The organism is Clostridium sp. C8-1-8, from assembly GCF_009928445.1.
In the GTDB taxonomy this organism is placed as follows: Bacteria; Bacillota; Clostridia; order Clostridiales; family Clostridiaceae; genus Clostridium_AR.
Genome location: NZ_JAABNO010000009.1, coordinates 96,990 through 116,466 on the forward strand (window position 1 = coordinate 96,990; position 19,477 = coordinate 116,466).

At 34.5% G+C, this 19,477-nt stretch carries 14 protein-coding genes; 10 read left to right on the top strand and 4 right to left on the bottom strand.

What is annotated here, in order from left to right; genetic code table 11:
• The first annotated feature begins 114 nt into the window (after positions 1–114).
• Both GXK57_RS11420 and GXK57_RS11425 read left to right on the top strand, forming a co-directional pair.
• The gene (locus GXK57_RS11420; RefSeq protein WP_160675999.1) at positions 115–1,260 is read left to right on the top strand and encodes an alanine--glyoxylate aminotransferase family protein; all 1,146 of its coding nucleotides are present in this window, start codon (positions 115–117) and stop codon (positions 1,258–1,260) included.
• Positions 1,261–1,444: 184 nt separating this feature from the next.
• Positions 1,445–1,978 (top strand): ECF transporter S component, encoded by a 534-nt coding sequence (locus GXK57_RS11425; RefSeq protein ID WP_160676002.1) that lies wholly within the window; start codon positions 1,445–1,447, stop codon positions 1,976–1,978.
• A 214-nt stretch (positions 1,979–2,192) separates the two neighbouring features.
• On the opposite strand, the gene GXK57_RS11430 is transcribed toward GXK57_RS11425, so the two are convergent.
• The 3 genes from GXK57_RS11430 to GXK57_RS11440 all read right to left on the bottom strand — a co-directional run bounded on the left by GXK57_RS11430 (position 2,193) and on the right by GXK57_RS11440 (position 7,517).
• Positions 2,193–4,157 carry a cellulase family glycosylhydrolase gene (locus GXK57_RS11430; RefSeq protein ID WP_160676005.1) on the bottom strand — a complete coding sequence of 655 codons (1,965 nt, stop codon included), beginning with the start codon at positions 4,155–4,157 and terminating at the stop codon, positions 2,193–2,195.
• Positions 4,158–4,429: 272 nt separating this feature from the next.
• Positions 4,430–5,653, bottom strand: coding sequence for a glycoside hydrolase family 5 protein (locus tag GXK57_RS11435; protein ID WP_160676008.1), 1,224 nt, complete (start codon positions 5,651–5,653; stop codon positions 4,430–4,432).
• A 982-nt stretch (positions 5,654–6,635) separates the two neighbouring features.
• On the bottom strand, positions 6,636–7,517 hold the full coding sequence (locus GXK57_RS11440; RefSeq protein ID WP_160676011.1) for a LysR family transcriptional regulator: 882 nt from the start codon (positions 7,515–7,517) through the stop codon (positions 6,636–6,638).
• A 132-nt stretch (positions 7,518–7,649) separates the two neighbouring features.
• Between GXK57_RS11440 and GXK57_RS11445 the strand changes: the two genes are divergently transcribed.
• Positions 7,650–9,524, top strand: coding sequence for a beta-glucoside-specific PTS transporter subunit IIABC (locus tag GXK57_RS11445; protein WP_160676014.1), 1,875 nt, complete (start codon positions 7,650–7,652; stop codon positions 9,522–9,524).
• A 218-nt stretch (positions 9,525–9,742) separates the two neighbouring features.
• A complete protein-coding gene (locus GXK57_RS11450; RefSeq protein ID WP_160676017.1) occupies positions 9,743–11,152 on the top strand; it encodes a 6-phospho-beta-glucosidase in 1,410 nt (469 codons plus the stop codon).
• Positions 11,153–11,366: 214 nt separating this feature from the next.
• On the opposite strand, the gene GXK57_RS11455 is transcribed toward GXK57_RS11450, so the two are convergent.
• Positions 11,367–12,260: a LysR family transcriptional regulator gene (locus GXK57_RS11455; protein ID WP_160676020.1), complete on the bottom strand. Its 894-nt coding sequence runs from the start codon at positions 12,258–12,260 to the stop codon at positions 11,367–11,369.
• Positions 12,261–12,442: 182 nt separating this feature from the next.
• On the opposite strand from GXK57_RS11455, the gene prdC reads away from it, so the two are divergent.
• The 6 genes from prdC (at position 12,443) to GXK57_RS11485 (ending at position 19,383) form a co-directional block, all read left to right on the top strand.
• Positions 12,443–13,738, top strand: coding sequence for a proline reductase-associated electron transfer protein PrdC (prdC, locus tag GXK57_RS11460; RefSeq protein ID WP_160676023.1), 1,296 nt, complete (start codon positions 12,443–12,445; stop codon positions 13,736–13,738).
• A gap of 311 nt (positions 13,739–14,049) precedes the next feature.
• Positions 14,050–15,786, top strand: coding sequence for a D-proline reductase (dithiol) proprotein PrdA (prdA, locus tag GXK57_RS11465; RefSeq protein WP_160676026.1), 1,737 nt, complete (start codon positions 14,050–14,052; stop codon positions 15,784–15,786).
• Positions 15,783–15,968: a CBO2463/CBO2479 domain-containing protein gene (locus tag GXK57_RS11470; protein WP_160676028.1), complete on the top strand. Its 186-nt coding sequence runs from the start codon at positions 15,783–15,785 to the stop codon at positions 15,966–15,968. Before prdA ends, GXK57_RS11470 begins: the two co-directional genes overlap by 4 nt.
• Positions 15,969–16,246: 278 nt before the next feature.
• Complete coding sequence (prdB, locus tag GXK57_RS11475) at positions 16,247–16,972, top strand: D-proline reductase (dithiol) protein PrdB (protein WP_160676030.1); 726 nt, start codon at positions 16,247–16,249, stop codon at positions 16,970–16,972.
• A 106-nt stretch (positions 16,973–17,078) separates the two neighbouring features.
• A complete protein-coding gene (locus GXK57_RS11480) occupies positions 17,079–18,164 on the top strand; it encodes a proline racemase family protein (RefSeq protein WP_160676032.1) in 1,086 nt (361 codons plus the stop codon).
• A gap of 88 nt (positions 18,165–18,252) precedes the next feature.
• Complete coding sequence (locus GXK57_RS11485; protein WP_160676236.1) at positions 18,253–19,383, top strand: iron-containing alcohol dehydrogenase; 1,131 nt, start codon at positions 18,253–18,255, stop codon at positions 19,381–19,383.
• Positions 19,384–19,477 lie beyond the last annotated feature (94 nt).

A 19,477-nucleotide genomic window follows, 5' to 3' on the forward strand; every position in this document is an offset into this window, starting at 1 on the left:
TTATATATAATAAATCATTATATAAGGTGGATTGTACCGATACAATTCACTTTTTTAACTATTTATGATATTTTATTAATATTATAAAACGGAAGAAAATAGGAGGTATTGTCCATGAATGATAAATTTGTCTATGCACCAGGTCCTACTGGTGTGAGAGAAAACGTGAGATTGGAAAGGTCAAAGGTTACTACAAATCCAGATGTTGACGAGGAATTCGTAGAGTTTTACAAAAATACCTGCGACAAGATAGGGAAGATAATAAAAACCGATAATTCAGTGTACATATTAAGTGGAGAAGGAATTTTAGGCTTAGAAGCAGCTTGTGCATCACTTACTGAACCTGGAGACAGAGTGCTTGTATTAGACAATGGCATCTACGGTAGAGGATTTAAGGATTTTGTTGAGATGTACGGAGGTGAAGGTATACTTTTTTCAGATGAATACAACAAAGCTATAGATACAAGTAAATTAGCTGAATTTTTAGATAAGGATCACAACTTTAAGTATGCAACAATAGTTCATTGTGATACGCCTACAGGTGTTCTTAATGATTTGTCTAAAATATGTCCTCTGCTAAATGAGTATGGAATATTAACTGTTGTAGACTCTGTTTCAGCAATGGCAGGTGAAGATATAAAAGTTGATCAGTGGAAGATTGATATAGCTTTAGGCGGGTCGCAGAAAGCTTTTTCAGCTCCAGCGGGGCTTACGATGGTTAGCGTTAGTGAGAAAGCTAAATATGCCATGAGCAAAAGAAAAAGTCCTATAATAGGCTTTTATTGTAATTTGACCATCTGGGAAAACTACTATAAAGATAAATGGTTTCCATACACTATGCCAATAAGTGATATTATGGGGTTAAGCAAAGCTGTAGATAATATTTTAGAAGAAGGTATTGAAAATGTCCTTAGAAGACATGAAAGATGTGCAAATGCAGTAAGAAAGGCCATAAGAGAATATGGGCTAGAACTATTTTTATCTGATGGATATTCCAATACAGTTACGGCAGTAAGAATACCAGAAGACATAGGAGCATTAAAACTTAAAGAGCACATGTTAAAAAAATACAGAACTTTAATAATCACTTCACTAAAGCCATATGATAATGAAATCTTAAGAATAGGGCATATGGGGGAAAATGCTCGTGAAGATAAAATAGTTTATGCTTTAAGTGTAATTGATAGAGGCTTAAAGGATTTGGGGTTTGAAACAGATAAGGATTTGGTGAGCTTATATAATAAGCATTTAACAGAATAGCACTAAGTCGCACAACATTAGAATATTAGGCTCTGTTAAAGTACTGTGTTGAAATTAAGTGGTCAGACATCTGATATTTAAATGAGCTTGCGTTAATAGATATCTAATATAGCATCTATCGTATAACTAGTTATTTTTTACAAAAGTTTTAAATATAGTGAATAAATAAAGGTGGGGCTAGATAATGGAAATAAATAGAGATAAAAGTAAATTTACAACTAAATACTTGGTGCAGACAGCATTATTAGTAGCACTGGTTTTTGTAGCAACTTCTTTAATTAAGATTAGATTACCTTTTGTATCTAATGGTGGACTGGTTCATCTTGGAACTGCAATGCTATTTATAACTGCAATAGTATTTGGAAAGGAAAAGGGAGCAATAGCTGGAGCTATAGGTATGGCAATCTTTGATTTATCTTCAGGTTGGGCTCTTTGGGCACCATTTACTTTTGTAGTAAGAGGAATTATGGGGTATATGGTAGGAGCTATAGCTTGGAGTGGAAAGAAAGAAGGCAATAGTATTGTATTAAATATTGCTGCCATTATTTTATCTGGAATATGGATGCTCTTTGGGTATTATGTTACTGAGGGAGTTCTTTATGGTAATTGGATAGCGCCAGTACAATCTATACCTGGAAATGTTACTCAAATCGTTATAGGTTTAATATTTGGGTTGCCAATTGCTAAGATATTAAAGAGATATGCTAAATATCTATAAAAGTGAATCACTTATATAGTAAATCTATCTAAAATCTACGTTAACTTTTTATAGGAGTATTGTAGGATATAGGCTTTATCAATAAAGTGATACGTAATTGAATGAACATAATAAAGCTCTAGCAAAGAAGTGATAAACTAATTGCTAGAGCTTTGATTTTTTGTTCTTAATATAACTTTAGTAAATTTTTTACCAAGAGTTCACTTATATTAACTTAAGGTTCTACTCCATACTTTAATACACCTGAAAGGTAACCTGTAACCTTATTCCAATCTGTATAAGAAGTTGCAGTAGAGTTGAAAGAATAGTCACCAGTTTGAGTATAGTTAGTCCAATCGACTTTAGATACTCTAACTTGAATTTCTACGCTTTGACCAGCAGCAAGAGTACCTGCAGTACTAGTGAAGCCTATTTCAACATAAGAATCTGCACCGGTTTTTGCAGTTGAGAGCTTACCAAAGGTTCCAGTAACATTGCTTGAGCCTACTGTAGACCAGTCACAGAAGAAGTTTTGTGCTTTATCTGTATCAGTAGTGTAGTAATAGCGTATCTTTACATTGGATAAAGTTATAGCTGACGTACTTGTATTTGTAAGTTTTAATTTTGGACTAAGTGTATTGGAGGAAACGGATGTAGTACCATTGAATTCTTGTATTTTTATGCTTGCAGATTGATCAGAGGAATCTATTATGTTGACTCCAATAACTGGATCGTTACCTGCACTAAAGTCAAAGGTAAGATTTGTAGTGCCAATTGGCTGTTTAGCAAGGTAGCTTTTAGATATAGTCACAGTATTGCTTGAAATGGTATAGTCTGTACCTGCTACCAATGCTGTTGAACCGTTAGATATTGCACTTAAGGTGTTTCCATTTAGGTTCATAACTACTGATATATCACTTTGTGCTGAAATTTTAATATCGAAGGTAGCTGTGGTAGGGGTAATTGTAGAACTAGGAGCAATGGTTGTACCGATTCCACTCATTATAGCATCAATAATGCCCTGCTGAGTTACAGCATTTGTAGATCTATTAAATAAACCAAAGCCATAAGCCCCATTGTAACCATTGTCCCAATAAACAGGAACAGCGCTATACTGTTTTGCTGTAGAACATACTGCTTTAGCAAAGGCAGCACGGTAAGTATTATTAGTTGAATCAGCACTAGTTTTATCTACTGAGCCATATTCGCCTAATATAACTGGGTATCCTTGAGTTACAAACTTGTCGTACATGGCTTTTAGCTGAGTAGTTAAATAATCTTCTTGTCCCCAAGTTGATTTTCTAGAGCTATTGGTAGAGGTTGATCCCCACTGAGTTATTGTTCCAGATTCTTCTCCACAGAAATCCCAAGGTGAATAGTAGTGAGCGGAAAGCATTATTCTCTTTTCTGAAGCTGGAATTGTAGCTGATCTATAATTGTCTGTAGGGAGTGCAAAACCGTAGTTACCTACTGTATAATCAATGTTTGTGTTCCAACCAGGTATAAGTAGCCATCTTGCGCTGTTATTACCACCAGTTTGTCTTACAGTATCAACAAAGATTTGATTATAAGCATTTATATTAGCATAATAAGTAGCATTAGGAGTACCATAGGTACCATCAAATTCTTCATTCATAGACTCAAATATCAAGTGTTCGTTGTAATTTACGAAAGTATTTGCGATTTGCTGCCATACTTTTTGATATTTGGCTTTAATAGTGGCTTGATCACCTGAATCACATATCAGCCATGAACCACTAACAGTTTTGTAACCATCACCATGCATGTTAATGATTACATACAAGCCTTCACTATAAGCATAATCTACTACTTCTTTTACTCTAGCAAGCCAAGCTGAATTAATAGTATAATCAGGTGCACTTCCTATTGTACTTAAATAAGATACTGGAATACGGATTGTTTTAAAACCAGCAGCTTTTACTTTTTGAATTAATGATTTTGTTATTGTTGGATTGCCCCAGGCAGTTTCACTAGGGGTACCGCTATTACTGGCCTCAAGCTGATTACCTAAGTTCCAGCCTGCTCCCATTGAGGAAACAATCTGTGAGGCATTTAATTGAGTAAAATCACTACTTAAAGTAGTAGCAGCATGAGCTACTAAACCCCAGCTAGGAATAACATTTGCAAATAAGAATGCCACTACCAGTAGGAAAAGTTTTGATGACTTAACTTTTGACATAATAAAACATACCTCCTATTTTTTAGTCTCTATTTGAGTACCATGTTGAAGTTAAGCGGTCAGTGATCCGTCGCTTTAATGAGCTTGAGCAAAGAATTAATATAATTTCTTCATGGCCACTTAATTTCTATAATATTCTTAAATATAGCCCTTTTTGTTTAACTAAGATTCGTATGATAAATATAAAGTGTCTAGTGGTAATGAATAAAATATTAGTTTATTTAGAAACTTTATAAACACAATTTAAAAAGTGCACGAAGCTGAAGGTTACATTAGTTGCCATTAATACCGCTCATTATTGCGTTGATGATTCCTTGCTGAGTTACAGTGTTATTAGACCTGTTGAATAAACCGAAGCCATATTGTCCATTGTATCCGTTGTCCCAGTATACAGGAACTGAAACATATTTTTTCGCAGTAGAACAAACAGCTTTTGCAAAAGCAGCACGATAGGTATTGTTAGTTGAATCAGCGCTTGTCTTATCTACTGAACCATATTCTCCAATTACTACTGGATAACCTTGAGTAACGAATTTATCGTACATGGATTTAAACTCTGAATTTAGATAGTCTTCTTGCCCCCAAGTTGACTTTTTTGAAGTATTCGTAGCAGTTGCTCCCCATTGAGTTATATTGGCTGATTCTTCGCCACAGAAATCCCAAGGTGAATAGTAGTGAACAGAAATCATTACTCTCTTTTCTGAACTAGGTACAGTTGATGACCTGTAACTATCCTTAGGTAGAGCAAAGCCATAGTTTCCAGCTGTATAGTCAATGTTTGTATTCCATCCAGGAATAAGAAGCCATCTTGCACTGTTATTGCCACCGGTTTGTCTTACAGTATCGACAAAGATTTGATTATAAGCATTTATATTTGAATAATAAGTTGTGTTAGGCGTACCATAAGTCCCATCAAATTCTTCATTCATTGATTCGAAAATAAGATGTTCATTATAATTTACAAAGGTATTTGCTATTTGCTGCCAAGCCTTTTGATATTTAGTTTTAATAGTAGTTTGGTCACTTGAATCGCAGATAAGCCATGAACCACTTACTGACTTATAACCATCACCATGCATATTAATGATTACATATAAACCTTGGCTATAAGCATAATCAACCACTTGCTTTACTCTAGATAACCAAGTTGGATTGATGGTGTAGTTTGGTGCGCTACCTATTGCGTTTAAGTAAGATACAGGAATACGGATGGTCTTAAAGCCAGCAGCTTTAACTTTCTGAATTAAGGCTTGGGTAACAGTTGGGTTGCCCCAGGCAGTCTCATTAGGTGTACCATTGTTATTTGCTTCAAGCTGATTGCCTAAGTTCCAGCCTGCGCCCATAGCTGAAACAATTTGAGAAGAGTTAAGTTGTTTGAAGTCAGAAGTCATTGAAGGTGCAGCATTTGCTACAGCAGTCCAGTTAGGCACGGCACTGGTAAATAAAAAGGCCATTGCTAATAGAAGTGGTCTAAAGGATTTAATTTTAGAAAACATAATATATTACCTCCAAGTTTTATATTTTTGCTCTGTTAAGGTGCGATGTTGAAATTAATTGGTCAGTCATCCGATGATTAGATGAGCTTGCGCAAAAAATCACTAATAAAGAACGTATTAGCGATTTTTAAAGCCATTCCATCTGAAAAAATCATTTAATTCTAATAGCTCGCTCATATAGCATCTTCTTTATGACCATTTAAGTTCAACAATATTCCTAAACATAGCTTGTTTTTTATATTTTCATATACTTTAGAAAATAAGATTGTCTATGCTAAAGTATGAGTAGTTAGAATGTGATCATTAAATAAGTCAGAAAAATAAAGTTAATTTATTTATATAGCAAGGGCTGACATATTACTTTTCAGTAATCGGTTTCAAATGATTCTATTTTTAATGCTAAAAATAGATGTACTAATGTGAAATATATATATACTTTTAAGTGAGTTGAAAAAACACTCTAGAATTTATAATAGCAGTGCTTATATACATAAGGTAAATATATATAATCTTTGGTTAAAGGCTAATGCTTTAGAAATGACCTACATATTAGTATTAAGATATATTTTTCATTGAACTTACTTAGCTTAATTTATGTTTGTATGAAAAATTAAAACGATGTCTAAAAATGTTATTGGATTTTAAAAGAGAATAATAGAGCTAAATTAAATAACTTTAAATTTAGAAATTTGAAAAATAAATATTGTTAATAGAATTGTGTAAAGTTTATTGAAAGTTAGAAAGAATAATCATAGAATAGTACTATTTTTTTACTTTGACAATTGCAATTAATGTTACGTTAGACCTTATTTATGTTTCACCTCCCTTTGTATTTTTATATATGGTAGTTATTTTTGATACTATAATTACATAATATAGAAAATTTTCCTTAATGTAAATAGCAAAGTTAATAAAATTTATGTTAAAAACTCTCGATGAATCTACCAAGAGTTTTTATAGTTTTTTGGGTAAGGGCTAACTGTTACATATTTTGATGAAAATCTCTTATTATATCTAAGAAGGCTTTTAATATATCATCTATGAATAAATCCTTTCTATATATAAGATTAATAGTTTGTTTAGGAGGGTAGTCAGAAATGGAGATAGCCTTAAAATCTACTTGCTTTACAGACTTTACATAGGAGTTTGGTAAAATTGTAATATTATCAGAGTTTTCTATAAGTCTTAGGCAAGAATCTAAATTTGCAGCTTGTATTCTTGGCTTGCATATATGATTAATCCTATCAAAAGCCTTATCTATATTTCTTCTAGAGTTAGAATTTTGAGCTAATAACACTATGTTTTCTTTAGTCAACTTCTTCAAAGAAACTGAAGATAGTTCAGCTAATTCGTTAGTTAAAGGTACAACTGCCATGTATGATTCTATATTTAGCAATTCAGAATGTATATCTGAATCATCAGAAGAATAGTATGCAATGCCCAAGTCTAACCTTCCGTTTTTTACATCTTCAATTATTGTTTTACTGCTATGTTCTTCTATTGTTATTAATACATTGTTATAAATATTATTAAATCTCGAACAAGGTATCAAAAGTAGATGTGAGCCAGAAGCGCCTATACGGATTTGAGATCTTGATTTACCTATGTAATTCTTTATATCGCTCTCAGCTTGTTCCAAATCAAAAAATATCTTATAAACGTGTTGCTTCAATATTTTACCTGGCTCTGTTAGTACTGTTTTTTTCTGTACATACTCAAAAAGCTTAACATTAAGCATGCTTTCTAAAATCTTAATTTGATTACTTAAAGTAGGCTGTGAAATATTAAGCCGTTCTGAAGCTTTTGTGTAATGAAGTTCTTCAGCAAGTACTAAAAAGTAATTTAAAAGTCTTATTTCTAACATTAAAAATATTCCTCCATATATAGATATAAACTATGATCACCATATTAAATATAGTATTGATACATATATGATAAGTCAATATAATTTAGTTGTAAATGATATCAAAGAAAAGATAAAGAGGGGGTATTGATCTTGGATTACAAACAATTATCCAAAGATATTATAAAAAATGTTGGTGGCAAAGAAAATGTAACCTCACTGACACATTGTGCTACGAGGCTAAGGTTTAACCTTAAAGATGACACCAAAGCGGCTACAGATATATTAAAGAATATAAAAGGAGTTATGGGAGTTGTAAATAAAGGTGGTCAATATCAAGTGATCATAGGAAGCGATGTTGCCAATGTTTATTCAGAGATAAATAAGTTTGGCAACTTTGATAACGATTCCGCAAATGAACCTTCTGATGATAAGGGACCTGTAGTAAAAGTTCTTGATACAATAGCAGGTATATTTACACCAATTATTCCAGCCATTACTGGGGCTGGTATGCTAAAGGCTGTTATGGCCCTATTAGTTACTTTCAAGGTTATAGGCACTAATACTCAAGTATATTCTATTTTAAATTTCATGGCAGATGCCGCTTTTTACTTCTTACCATTTTTAATTGCTAATTCAGCTGCAAAGAAGTTCAAATGTAATGCTTATATGGCTATGTCTATAGCAGCAGTTATTTTGCATCCTAACTTTATTAACATGGTAAATGCAGCTAAGAAGAGTGGACAAGGAATCTATTTTGCAGGGTTACCTGTAACCTTAGCCAGTTATTCTTCATCAGTTATACCTATAATTTTAGCTATTTGGTTTATGTCCTTTGTTGAACCAATTGCTGACAAGGTTTCTCCTAAAGCTATTAAGTTCTTTACAAAACCTTTATTGACTTTATTAGTTGTAGGATTGGTTACTTTAATTATATTAGGGCCTTTGGGGATAATCTGTGGTAACGGAATATCAGCGGCAATTGAATTTTTAAACAAATATGCTAGATGGTTAGTTCCATTTATTGTTGGAGCACTTTCTCCATTATTAGTAATGACAGGAATGCATTATGGATTAATTCCTATAGGTATAAACAATCTTGCTACAGCAGGTTTTGACACAGTAGTAGGACCAGGTATGCTTGGCTCTAACATCGCCCAAGGTGGTGCAGCTTTAGCAGTAGCGCTAAAAACTAAAAATACAGAATTAAGACAGCTTGCATCGTCTGCTGGTATAACTGCAGTTTGTGGTATAACTGAACCTGCAATGTACGGTGTTACTTTAAAACTAAAACGTCCTTTAGCAGGAGTTATGATAGGCGGAGGTGTTTCAGGGCTATTCTTAGGTATTACTGGAGTTGGAAGATATACTTCCGGTTCACCAGGACTTTTAGCACTACCAGGCTATATTGGAACTAATGGTTTCAGAAATATAATGTTTGCATGTATTGGTGCAGCTATAGCTTTTGTGGTTTCCTTTGTAATTACTTATATTATAGGCTTTGAAGACATTGTTGAAGAAAAAAAGCAGAAAGAAAATCTTACTGAAGTGGCTGAAGTAAAAGTACAAGATAGTATAATTTGCTCACCACTTGAAGGAAGCATAGTTCCTTTAAGTGAAGTCAAAGACCCAACTTTTGCAGAAGGTATAATGGGTAATGGTATAGCTATTATGCCAAGCTCAGGAAGAGTAGTTTCTCCTGTGAATGGAACTGTTAGCGCATTGTTTGAAACAAAACACGCTATTGGAATTCTTTCAGATGAAGGAGTAGAACTTCTAATACATATAGGGTTAGACACTGTGGACTTAGGCGGAAGATTCTTTGAAGCAAGGGTAAAAGCAGGAGATAAGATAAATTTAGGTGATTTGTTAGTTGAGTTTGATATAGATGAGATAAAAAAAGCTGGTTATGATGTTATAACACCGATAATAATAACCAATTCTTCAGAATACAGTAATATTTCCTTTGAAGCTAAAAAAGCTGAGTGTATAAAGCAAAAGGATAAATTGATTAATTTGATTAAGTAAAGACTAAATTAAAGCTTTATGGCACTTTGCAGTTTAAGTATAGGTATTCTTTATGGAAATTTAATTTATAAATGTTCGATAATCCCTGCTGATGGGGATTATCGGGCCTGCATAAATTAATAGTTGAAGCTGGTCTATATAAAAGGTGAATAACTTGTTAAAGCATAATGCTACGCAGTAGTAAACAGAATTTATAAGTAGAAAGAGGAGAAGTAAAAATGAGTATGAAATTTCCAGATAACTTTTTATGGGGAGGAGCAGTTGCTGCCAATCAATGTGAGGGGGCTTATCTAGAAGATGGTAAGGGCTTGAGTGTTCAGGATGTACTTCCTAATGGCTTAAATGGTAATAGGAGTGAAGAACCTACTGAAGATAACCTGAAATTGATTGGAATAGATTTTTATCATAGATACAAGGAAGATATTAAGCTTTTTGCTGAAATGGGCTTTAAGGTTTTTAGAACATCTATAGCATGGTCAAGAATCTTTCCTAATGGTGATGAGCTTGAGCCAAATGAAAAAGGTTTGAAATTCTATGATGATTTATTTGATGAATGTCATAAGTACGGCATTGAGCCTCTTGTGACCATATCTCATTATGAAACTCCCTTAGGGCTTGCAAAAAAGTATGATGGCTGGAGAAATCGTAAGTTGATTGGCTTTTATGAGAATTATGTAAGAACTATTTTTCAAAGATATAAGAATAAGGTTAAGTATTGGCTTACCTTTAATGAGATTAATTCCTTGATTCATGCTCCTTTTATGAGTGGAGGCATATTAACTCCTAAGGAAGAACTGAGCTTAAATGATTTATACCAAGCAATTCATCATGAGCTTGTAGCCAGTGCTTTAGCAGTAAATATAGGCCATGAGATTATGCCAGAAGGAAAAATCGGCTGCATGATTTTGGGTATTACTACATATCCACTAACACCTAATCCAGATGATGTCATAGCAACAATGATTAAAGATAGAGATACTTTGTTTTTTGCTGACGTACATGCAAGAGGTAAGTATCCAAGCTATATGAATAGATTTTTTAAAGAGCATGGTATTAATATAAAGATGGAACCTGGTGATGAGGAAATACTAAAGCATACAGTTGATTTTATATCCTTCAGTTACTATTCAAGCAATTGTGAGACTACTAATCCCGATTTTGGAGAGAAGACTGGTGGAAATCTAAGCAGGGGATATAAAAATCCATTTGTTAAGGCTTCAGACTGGGGATGGCAAATAGATCCGAAAGGACTAAGGTTCACTTTAAATAAATTATATGATAGATATCAGTTGCCATTATTTATTGTGGAAAATGGCCTTGGAGCTGTGGATGAATTAGTGGATGATGGACATGGTGGAAGAACTGTAGTTGATGATTATCGTATAGAATATTTAAAGAGTCATTTACTTCAAGTGGCTGAAGCTATTGAAGATGGAGTGGAATTAATGGGCTATACATCTTGGGGATGTATAGATGTGGTTAGTGCATCTACAGCAGAGTTAAAAAAGCGTTATGGATACATATATGTTGATCGTAATGATGACGGTACAGGTACCTTAAATAGATATAAAAAGAAATCTTTTTACTGGTATAAAGAAGTTATAGCCACTAACGGAGAGGTTTTGTAATATATTGAGGTGTAAAAATTTAATTATTCTAAAAGTTAGCTAGTTGGTTGTATATTAGAAAACTATGCTAAATCCTTAAAATAATTAGATTTAGTTAAAAAGAAGATTATACTTTCAGATACAATAAAAAGTTGCTAAAGTCACCAGCTTTAGCAACTTTTTTCGCATCTGATTTTCTGTATGAAGGTGGAAAAATATAACAAGGTATAGACTGCTATATAGATGATACAGTATTTTTTTGATTTGCAATAATTTTTTTAGAGTACTCTATAAACTTCTTAGAAGCAGGAGAAACTTGCTTTAGTGACTTAATTCCTATACCTAGACTTCTAAAAGAATAGGGTTCAAGAAATAAGGAAGTAACTTGGTTTGACCACTCTTGAATTATAAGCTTAGGAAGTATGCTGATACCAAGATGGTTTGCAACCATAGATATTATAGCGTAGTCATCTGTGGAAGAGAATCTTATGTATGGTGTAACCTTTGCCTTGGTCAGTGCTAGATGAATGTCAGAGTCAATTCCTTGAGCGGAGATGATAAAGGGTTGATTTTGAAAAGCTGAAATAGGATAGGTGCCACCTTTGGATACAGGAAAGTCTTTTGGCAAGATGGCCATAAGAGGATCATCTTGTAAGGATACCCAGTCAAAGCTTTGTGAATCTCTTTGACTGCAGAAGCCAAAGTCTACTGTGCTAGTTTCAATCCAAGATTCTATTTCATCTATTCCTCCTTCTTTCATATGAATATCAATGTTAGGAAAGTCCTTTTGAAATTCATAGATAATCTTAGGAAGCCAGCTTATAGCAATGCTTGAATATGTGCCTATGGTAATTGAACCAGTAACTAAGCCATTTATACCATTAATGGTTTGTTCTAGGCGAGAATTGTCCGCAAGAAGCTGCCTTATAAGAGGCTCAATTCTCTTTCCGTTGTCAGTGAGAGAGACTCCTTTTCTAGTTCTAACGAACAATGAAAACCCCAATTCAGTTTCTAAGTTTTTTATTATGTGACTCACGCCAGACTGAGTATATCCAAGCTTATCTCCACTTATGGTAAAGCTACCTGTTTCAGCCACATCAGCAAAAAGCTCATATTTTTTAAGATCCAATAAATGCCCCCTCCTTAAGTTTTTATGTGATTGTTTTCATGACAAAATGTAATGTCTAGCATGGAAAAGTGTAATTTTACTATTTCTATAATATGTATTATTATATTGAAAAAGCAATAACAATACAATAAAATACACTAATTACTTTATAAGGTATGTAAATGAATGAAAGGGGGCATGGCATGGAATATTACAAATTTTCACTTAAGCAACATATTGGAGTACCTTCACTTCCTAGGGTTAAGGAAGGCGAGTTTGTAAAGCGTGGGCAGCTTATTGGGGAGAAGCCTAAAGGAGCTCTTGGAAGTAATATTCATTCTAGTGTTGATGGAAAAGTTAAAGCAGTAGCCCCTGAATATATTGAGATTGAGAAAAGCTGTGGAAGTAGCGATGGTGAGTATATAAGATTGAAAGCAGAAGATCCACTGGAGCTAGTAGAGGAAGCTGGTATTGTTGGTTTAGGTGGCGCAGGCTTTCCAACATATATAAAGCTTTCAAAAAAACTTAAGGCAGGTGGTACCGTTATAGTTAATGCAGCTGAATGTGAACCAGTTCTTAGCCACAATATTTTATGTATAGAGAAGAAAGCTGAAAAGATAATTCGTGGACTCCAAATAGCTATGGATATTACTGAGGCTGAACATGGAGTAGTTGCTATAAAAGAAAAAAACAAGAAGGCTGTAGAGGCTTTAAAAGAAGCTATTTCCAATCATGGTGTTAAGATAATTCTTCTTCCAGATATGTATCCAATGGGGGAAGAAAGAGCTATTATCAGAGAAGTAAATGGAAAATTACTTGAAGTTAACGAACTTCCTTCTGAGGTAAATAGCATAGTTATAAATTCAGAAACCGCCTATCGAATTTATGAAGCGGTTGATAAAAAGAAACCTCTAATTGATAAGGATATTACAGTGGCAGGTAAATTAAAGGGAGAGTTGATTCAAGTATTTGAGGATATTCCTATTGGTACAAGGGTCAAAACTCTTATAGATAAAGCCGGAGGATGTCAGTCTGAATATGGTGAAATAATTATGGGTGGCCCCTTTACTGGAAAGCGAACAGTTTTAGATGAAGCAGTAATTAAGACTACTGGAGGAATAATTGTTACAGAAACCTTTTTAAAGGGGCCAGATAAGCTTGGACTATTAGTATGTGCTTGTGGAGCAGATAAAGAGAGATTGCTTCAGATAGCAGAAGCAATGGAATCAGAAGTTGTAGGCATTGAATATTGTAAGCATGCAAAGCCTGTAAATCAAACTTATAAATGCGAAAATCCAGGAATTTGTCCAGGACAGGTGCAGAAGGTAATGGCATTGAAGAAAGCGGGAGCAAAGGCAGTTTTAATAAGCAATTGTTCTGATTGCACCAATACAGTAATGTCTTGTGCTCCAAAGCTTGAGCTGCAAGTGCATCATTGTACTGATAGTGCACTAAGAGCAGTAAATCACAGACTTATAAGAAAACTTAAAAGCAATTAAAGGTATAAAGGTGTACCACTTCAATTAGTAAGATATTTTAAATCACCTCTAAATTATAGGCAGAGGTATTAAAATACAACTTCTATTGGAGTGGTATATTTTTTAGAAAAATTAGTTTATTTGGTTAGAGTTTACCTAGATATATACTGATTAGAACCAAAGTTTATTAAGATCAAGCTTTATTGATTTAGCTATATGACTTTCTTTTAAAAAGTAATACAAATTAGATTCGGATAAAATATTCGATCTGTAAATACAAAATCCAATTAGGCAATAGGCATAAAATATTAAGAAAATAGGGGGCTATAAATATGTCAATTAATAAAGAAACCTTGGAAAAACACCTAAAAGATCCTGCGATCTTTTGCTGCCAGAGAAAAAAAGGATTGAAAATTAGTGCAGAAGATTTAGAGGATCCAACAATATTTGAGGATATGGTTGAATCAGGACTTATGACCTTAAGTGAGGAAGGTCTTACTATTGAGCAGGTTTTAGGAAGAACCTTAGTTGTGGATGTGGATGCTCTTACACCAATAGTGTCTGATATGGTTGATGGAGTTAACTATTCAGAGAGAAACGTAAAAGCAAAAGAAATAAATGATAAAAAGGGAGAGATGCCTCAAAAGCCTAATGATGAAGGCGTGATTCATATAGAGATAGAAAAATTGGAAGGACTAAAGCTAGATATACCACTTTCAATGCTTAAAGGGCAGGCTGTCATTCCTTTAAATGAAAGAGAGTCAGAAGCTGTTTTACAGAATAAGGTGGTGAGAACCTTAGTAAAAAAGTATTACAAGGTAAGGGATGTAAGGTTTGGAGAAAAGACCTCTTACTCAGAAGGAGTATTGACCATAAATGAAAGTGTAATAAGCAAGGCTCTTAAAGCAGATCCATTAGTAAAGAACTTAAAAATGGATATTATTAAGCCAGATAATAGGCATGTTTACACTGAGACCATAATGGATGTATGTCCAGTTTCCACTAAGGTTCAAGGCAAGCTAGGAGAAGGAATTTCTCATACTTTAGATGGAGTAGTGTTTATGCTTACAGGAGTTGATGAGGATGGTGTTCAGGTACATGAGTTTGGCTCTTCAGAAGGATATTTGGATGAGAAGATGGCTTTTGGAAGACCAGGCTGTGCAGATGAGGATGATATTATAATTCGTGTTCATGCAACTATTCAGCGTGGAACAGGAATGGAGAGAAGAGGACCTTTTGCAGCACATTCAGCTCAGGATGTGATAATCCAAGAAGTTAGAAACATAATAAAAAACACAAAAGAACCAGTGGCGAAAGAAAAGATATGCAAGGATGTAAAAAAGACAAGTCGTCCAAGAGTTGTTCTTATAAAGGAGATAATGGGGCAGGGGGCTATGCATGATAATGTTCTTTGTCCAATAGAGCCAGCAGGTATACAAGGGGGGCAGAAAAATGTTGATCTTGGAAACGTACCTGTGATGATGACACCTAACCAAGTACGTGATGGAGCTATTCATGCACTTACCTGTATAGGACCAGCAACTAAAGAGATGACAAGACATTATTTTCGTGAACCACTAGTAGAAGCTTTGGCAGAAGATGAAGAATTAGACTTAGTTGGAGTTATATTTGTAGGAAGCCCTCAAGTTAATGATGAAAAAGCATATGTTTCAGAACGCCTAGGAACTTTGGTAGAAGCCTTAAATGTAGAGGGAGCTATTGTTACCACTGAAGGGTTCGGAAACAATCATATAGATTTTACTTACCATATTGAACAAATTGGTATGAGGGGAATTCCAGTGGTTGGAGTATCTTTTTGTGCATACCAAGGACAGCTGGTTGTAGGAAATAAATACATGGATGCAATGATTGAGATTAATAAAGATAAAGAAGGTTTTGAAAATGAAGTTGCAGGCTGCAGCTCTATAACGAAGCCAGATGCGGATAGAGCTATATTAATGTTAAAAACTAAAATGGCAGGTATACCAATAGAACCTGCTGAAGCTAAATGGACCCAGGAAGTTATAGATAAAAATCAAATAATTGTAGATGAGGTACTAGGAAAATGATTGATCTAAATCCGATCTTAACTAAGGGGAAGATAGTAGAAATAAATGATACAGCTGTAAAGGTAGATGTTCAAGGGAGATTAGGTACTATATGTGTTCCACTAAGATGGGTATTTACAGATAAGAAGCTTGAGGCCGGTCAGATGGTAGAGTTCTATTTCAGTTATATGCAGACCATATAAAGACATCTTATATCTAAACTCAATTTATAATTGTTTACAGATATAGGCTGTAAGGGATTCTTTAAGGCACATATAAATCATAAGTTGAGTTAGAAACTGTATAAAGATCTATTATTTCAATTAGAAATCTATTTTCAAACCCCTTTTGATTCCTATAGTTATTTTTAAAATACAAGTTTTATATTAAGCTGAACAGCCAGAAATTAATATTTGTGCTACAACAGTTTTTAAGAGAAAAGGGAAGCTTTAGATATATCAATTAGCGAGGAGGAAGTAAAATGAAACTTACTACAGCAGTAGGATTAAAATCAGAGATATTCGTTCCAGTAACACCCAAACCAGTTTGGACACCATTATTAAAACCTTTAAGTGAATGTAAGGTTGCATTTATCACAGCAGGAGGTATTCATAAAAAAGATCAGAAACCATTTAATACGGCAGGTGACTACAGCTATCGTCCAATACCATCAGACACTATAACAAGTGAACTTATGGTTACACATGGAGGTTTTGATAATTCAGATATTAATAAGGATGTAAATGCTATGTTTCCTCTAGATAGATTACGTGAGTTAGTTGCAGAAGGTTTTATAGGAAGCTTAGCAGAAGAAATGTATGGCTTCATGGGGGGAGGCGGAAACGTTGATAAGTTTAGAAATGAAACTGGGCCAGAGATTGCTTCAAAGTTAAAGGCTCAAGGAGTTGATATTGTTCTATGCACAGGAGGCTGCGGTACTTGTCACCGTTCAGCTACCATAGTAACAAGAGCTTGTGAGGAAGCAGGAATGTCTGGAATAGTAATTGCAGCACTTCCACCTATTGCAAAGCAGCAAGGTGCCCCACGTATTGCAGCAGCTCATGTACCTATAGGCTCTAACGCGGGAGAACCAAATAATATTGAGATGCAGATAGGAATACTTAAGGATTCTCTTCAGTGCGTAGTTGAGTTTGATCACTTTGGACAGTCAAAGCTGTTGCCGTATGAGTATAGACATAATGTTTAGTGGGGACATTGGAGTGGAGAGTTGATAGTTTACTTTGACTTAGCCTTTATTTGAAGATAAATTACATTGGAAAAGTTATATGAATTTATAGATACAGGAGGCTGTGATGGAGAGTTTACCTAAGTTACCAAAGGCTCAAAAAACATTTTTTGCAGTTGATTCCCATACCATGGGAGAACCCACAAGAATTATATTACATGGCTTTCCTGAGTTAGAGGGCAAAACCATAATGGAAAAGAAAAAATTCCTTGAGAGCAATTATGATGACTACAGAAAAGCTCTTATGCTTGAACCAAGAGGTCACAAAGATATGTTTGGGGCTATAGTTGTGGAGCCAATCAGTGAAGAGGCTGATTTAGGGGTAATATTTATGGATAGTGGTGGCTATTTAAATATGTGTGGACATGGAAGCATAGGAACTGCCACTGTGGCAGTAGAAACAGGGCTGGTTAAGGTAGAAGAACCTTATACTGAGGTAGTATTAGATACTCCAGCAGGAATAATAAAAACTAAGGTAAAGGTTGAAAGTGGAAGAGCAGTAGAAGTAAGTATTCTAAACGTTCCAGCCTTTTTGTATAAAAAAGATTTAAGGGTAGAAATTAAGGGATATGGGATTATTCCAGTTGACATCTCCTTTGGGGGAAGTTTTTTTGCACTAGTGGATACAGAGAAGATTGGAATTCCCATTGAACAAAGAAACTTAAATGCTCTTACTGATTTAGGAATGAAGCTTATAAGAAAAATTAATGAGACAGTTGAAATAACTCATCCATATTTAGATATCACCAAAGTTGATCTGGTAGAGTTCTACGGAAAGCCATCTAACCCAAAAGCTAATCTGAAAAATGTGGTCATATTTGGTGAAGCACAGGTTGATAGATCACCCTGCGGCACAGGAACTAGTGCTAAGCTTGCTTATCTTTATGAAACTTGCAAGATAGGGTTAGGGGAGAAGTTTGTTTATGAGAGTATAACCGGATCTATGTTTAGTGGTAGAGTAACAAAAGAACTCAACCTTGATGAAAGAATAGCCATCATTCCAGAAATCACAGGTAGTGCATATATCACAGGAATAAATCAGCTTATCTTAAATGATTACGACCCTCACCAATATGGATTCCTAATGGGTGGAGCAGAGGAGACGGAGCTAATGGACCAAAGTACTTGCTCGGTGATTATGAAAGTAGTTTGATTTACTTCTTAATGAAGCAAGGGTAGTATCTTTTGATGTATATAAGAAATGTAGTTTAATGCAGTTATAGAGGAAGGGAAGATATATGATGAATTTTAATTATTTCTTACCTGTAAATTTAATTTTTGGTACTGGCAAGATTAATTTGATAGGTAAAGAAACCGCAAGGTATGGAAAAAGGGCTTTAGTGGTTACTGGGAGAAGCAGTACTAAAAGGACAGGATTACTTGATAAGGCTTTAGAACTTCTAAAAGTAGAAGGTGTTGAAGGAATTGTATTTGATAAAGTTGACCAAAACCCATTAACAACTACAGCACAAGCTGGAGCGGATATGGCAGTAGAAGCAGGATGCGATGTTGTAGTTGGAATTGGTGGTGGAAGCATAATGGATGCAGCAAAGGCCATTGCTTTCAGTGTAAAAAATCCTTGGGATATTTCTGAATATATTTTTGGAAGGAAGGTTGGTGTAGAGGCATTCCCTATAATACTTGTCCCTACAACTGCTGGTACAGGAAGTGAGGGAAATAATTTTGCGGTGTTAACCAATCCGGAAAATGGAGATAAGAAATCCTTAAGGACTAATGCAATTTATGCAAAGGCTTCTATTATAGATCCACAGCTTATGGTTACTATGCCTAAGCAGACTATAGCTGCAGTAGGCTTTGATGCACTTACTCATAGTATGGAAGCTTATGTATCAAAGGCTAGTCAGCCAATAACAGATATGCAAGCTATTTATGCTATGAAGCTTATAACAGAAAACTTAAAAAAGGTGTATGATGAGCCAGCAGATTTGGAGGCCTTTGAAAAGGTCACTTTTGCATCAACCTTAGGAGGAATGGTAATAGGAGCAGCTGGAGTTGCAGGAGCTCATGCCTTAGAGCACCCTGTCAGTGGACTTAAAGATGTGGTGCATGGAAAGGGGTTAGCGGCTCTAATGCCAGAGATAATAGAAAGGTCATATGCATATTTACCTATGAAATACGCTGATATATCGAGGATTTTAGGTGGAACTGATGAGAAGGATTGCTCAAAGGTTATTCGTAAATTTCTTGGAGATATAAACTTAAATGTAACTCTTGGACAAATGGGAGTAACTCATGAAGATGTAGATTGGATGGCGGAAAACTGTATGAAGGTATCTTTGGTATCCGTTAAAAATAATCCTAAGGAATTTACTATTGATGAGATTAAAGAGATTTATCATGCTTGCATATAGAAATAGATGATAGATATATGTATAACTTAACTCTTTAAAATTACGTGTTATTAAAGCATGTTATTGAAATTAAGTTACTAATAATTCGATTTTT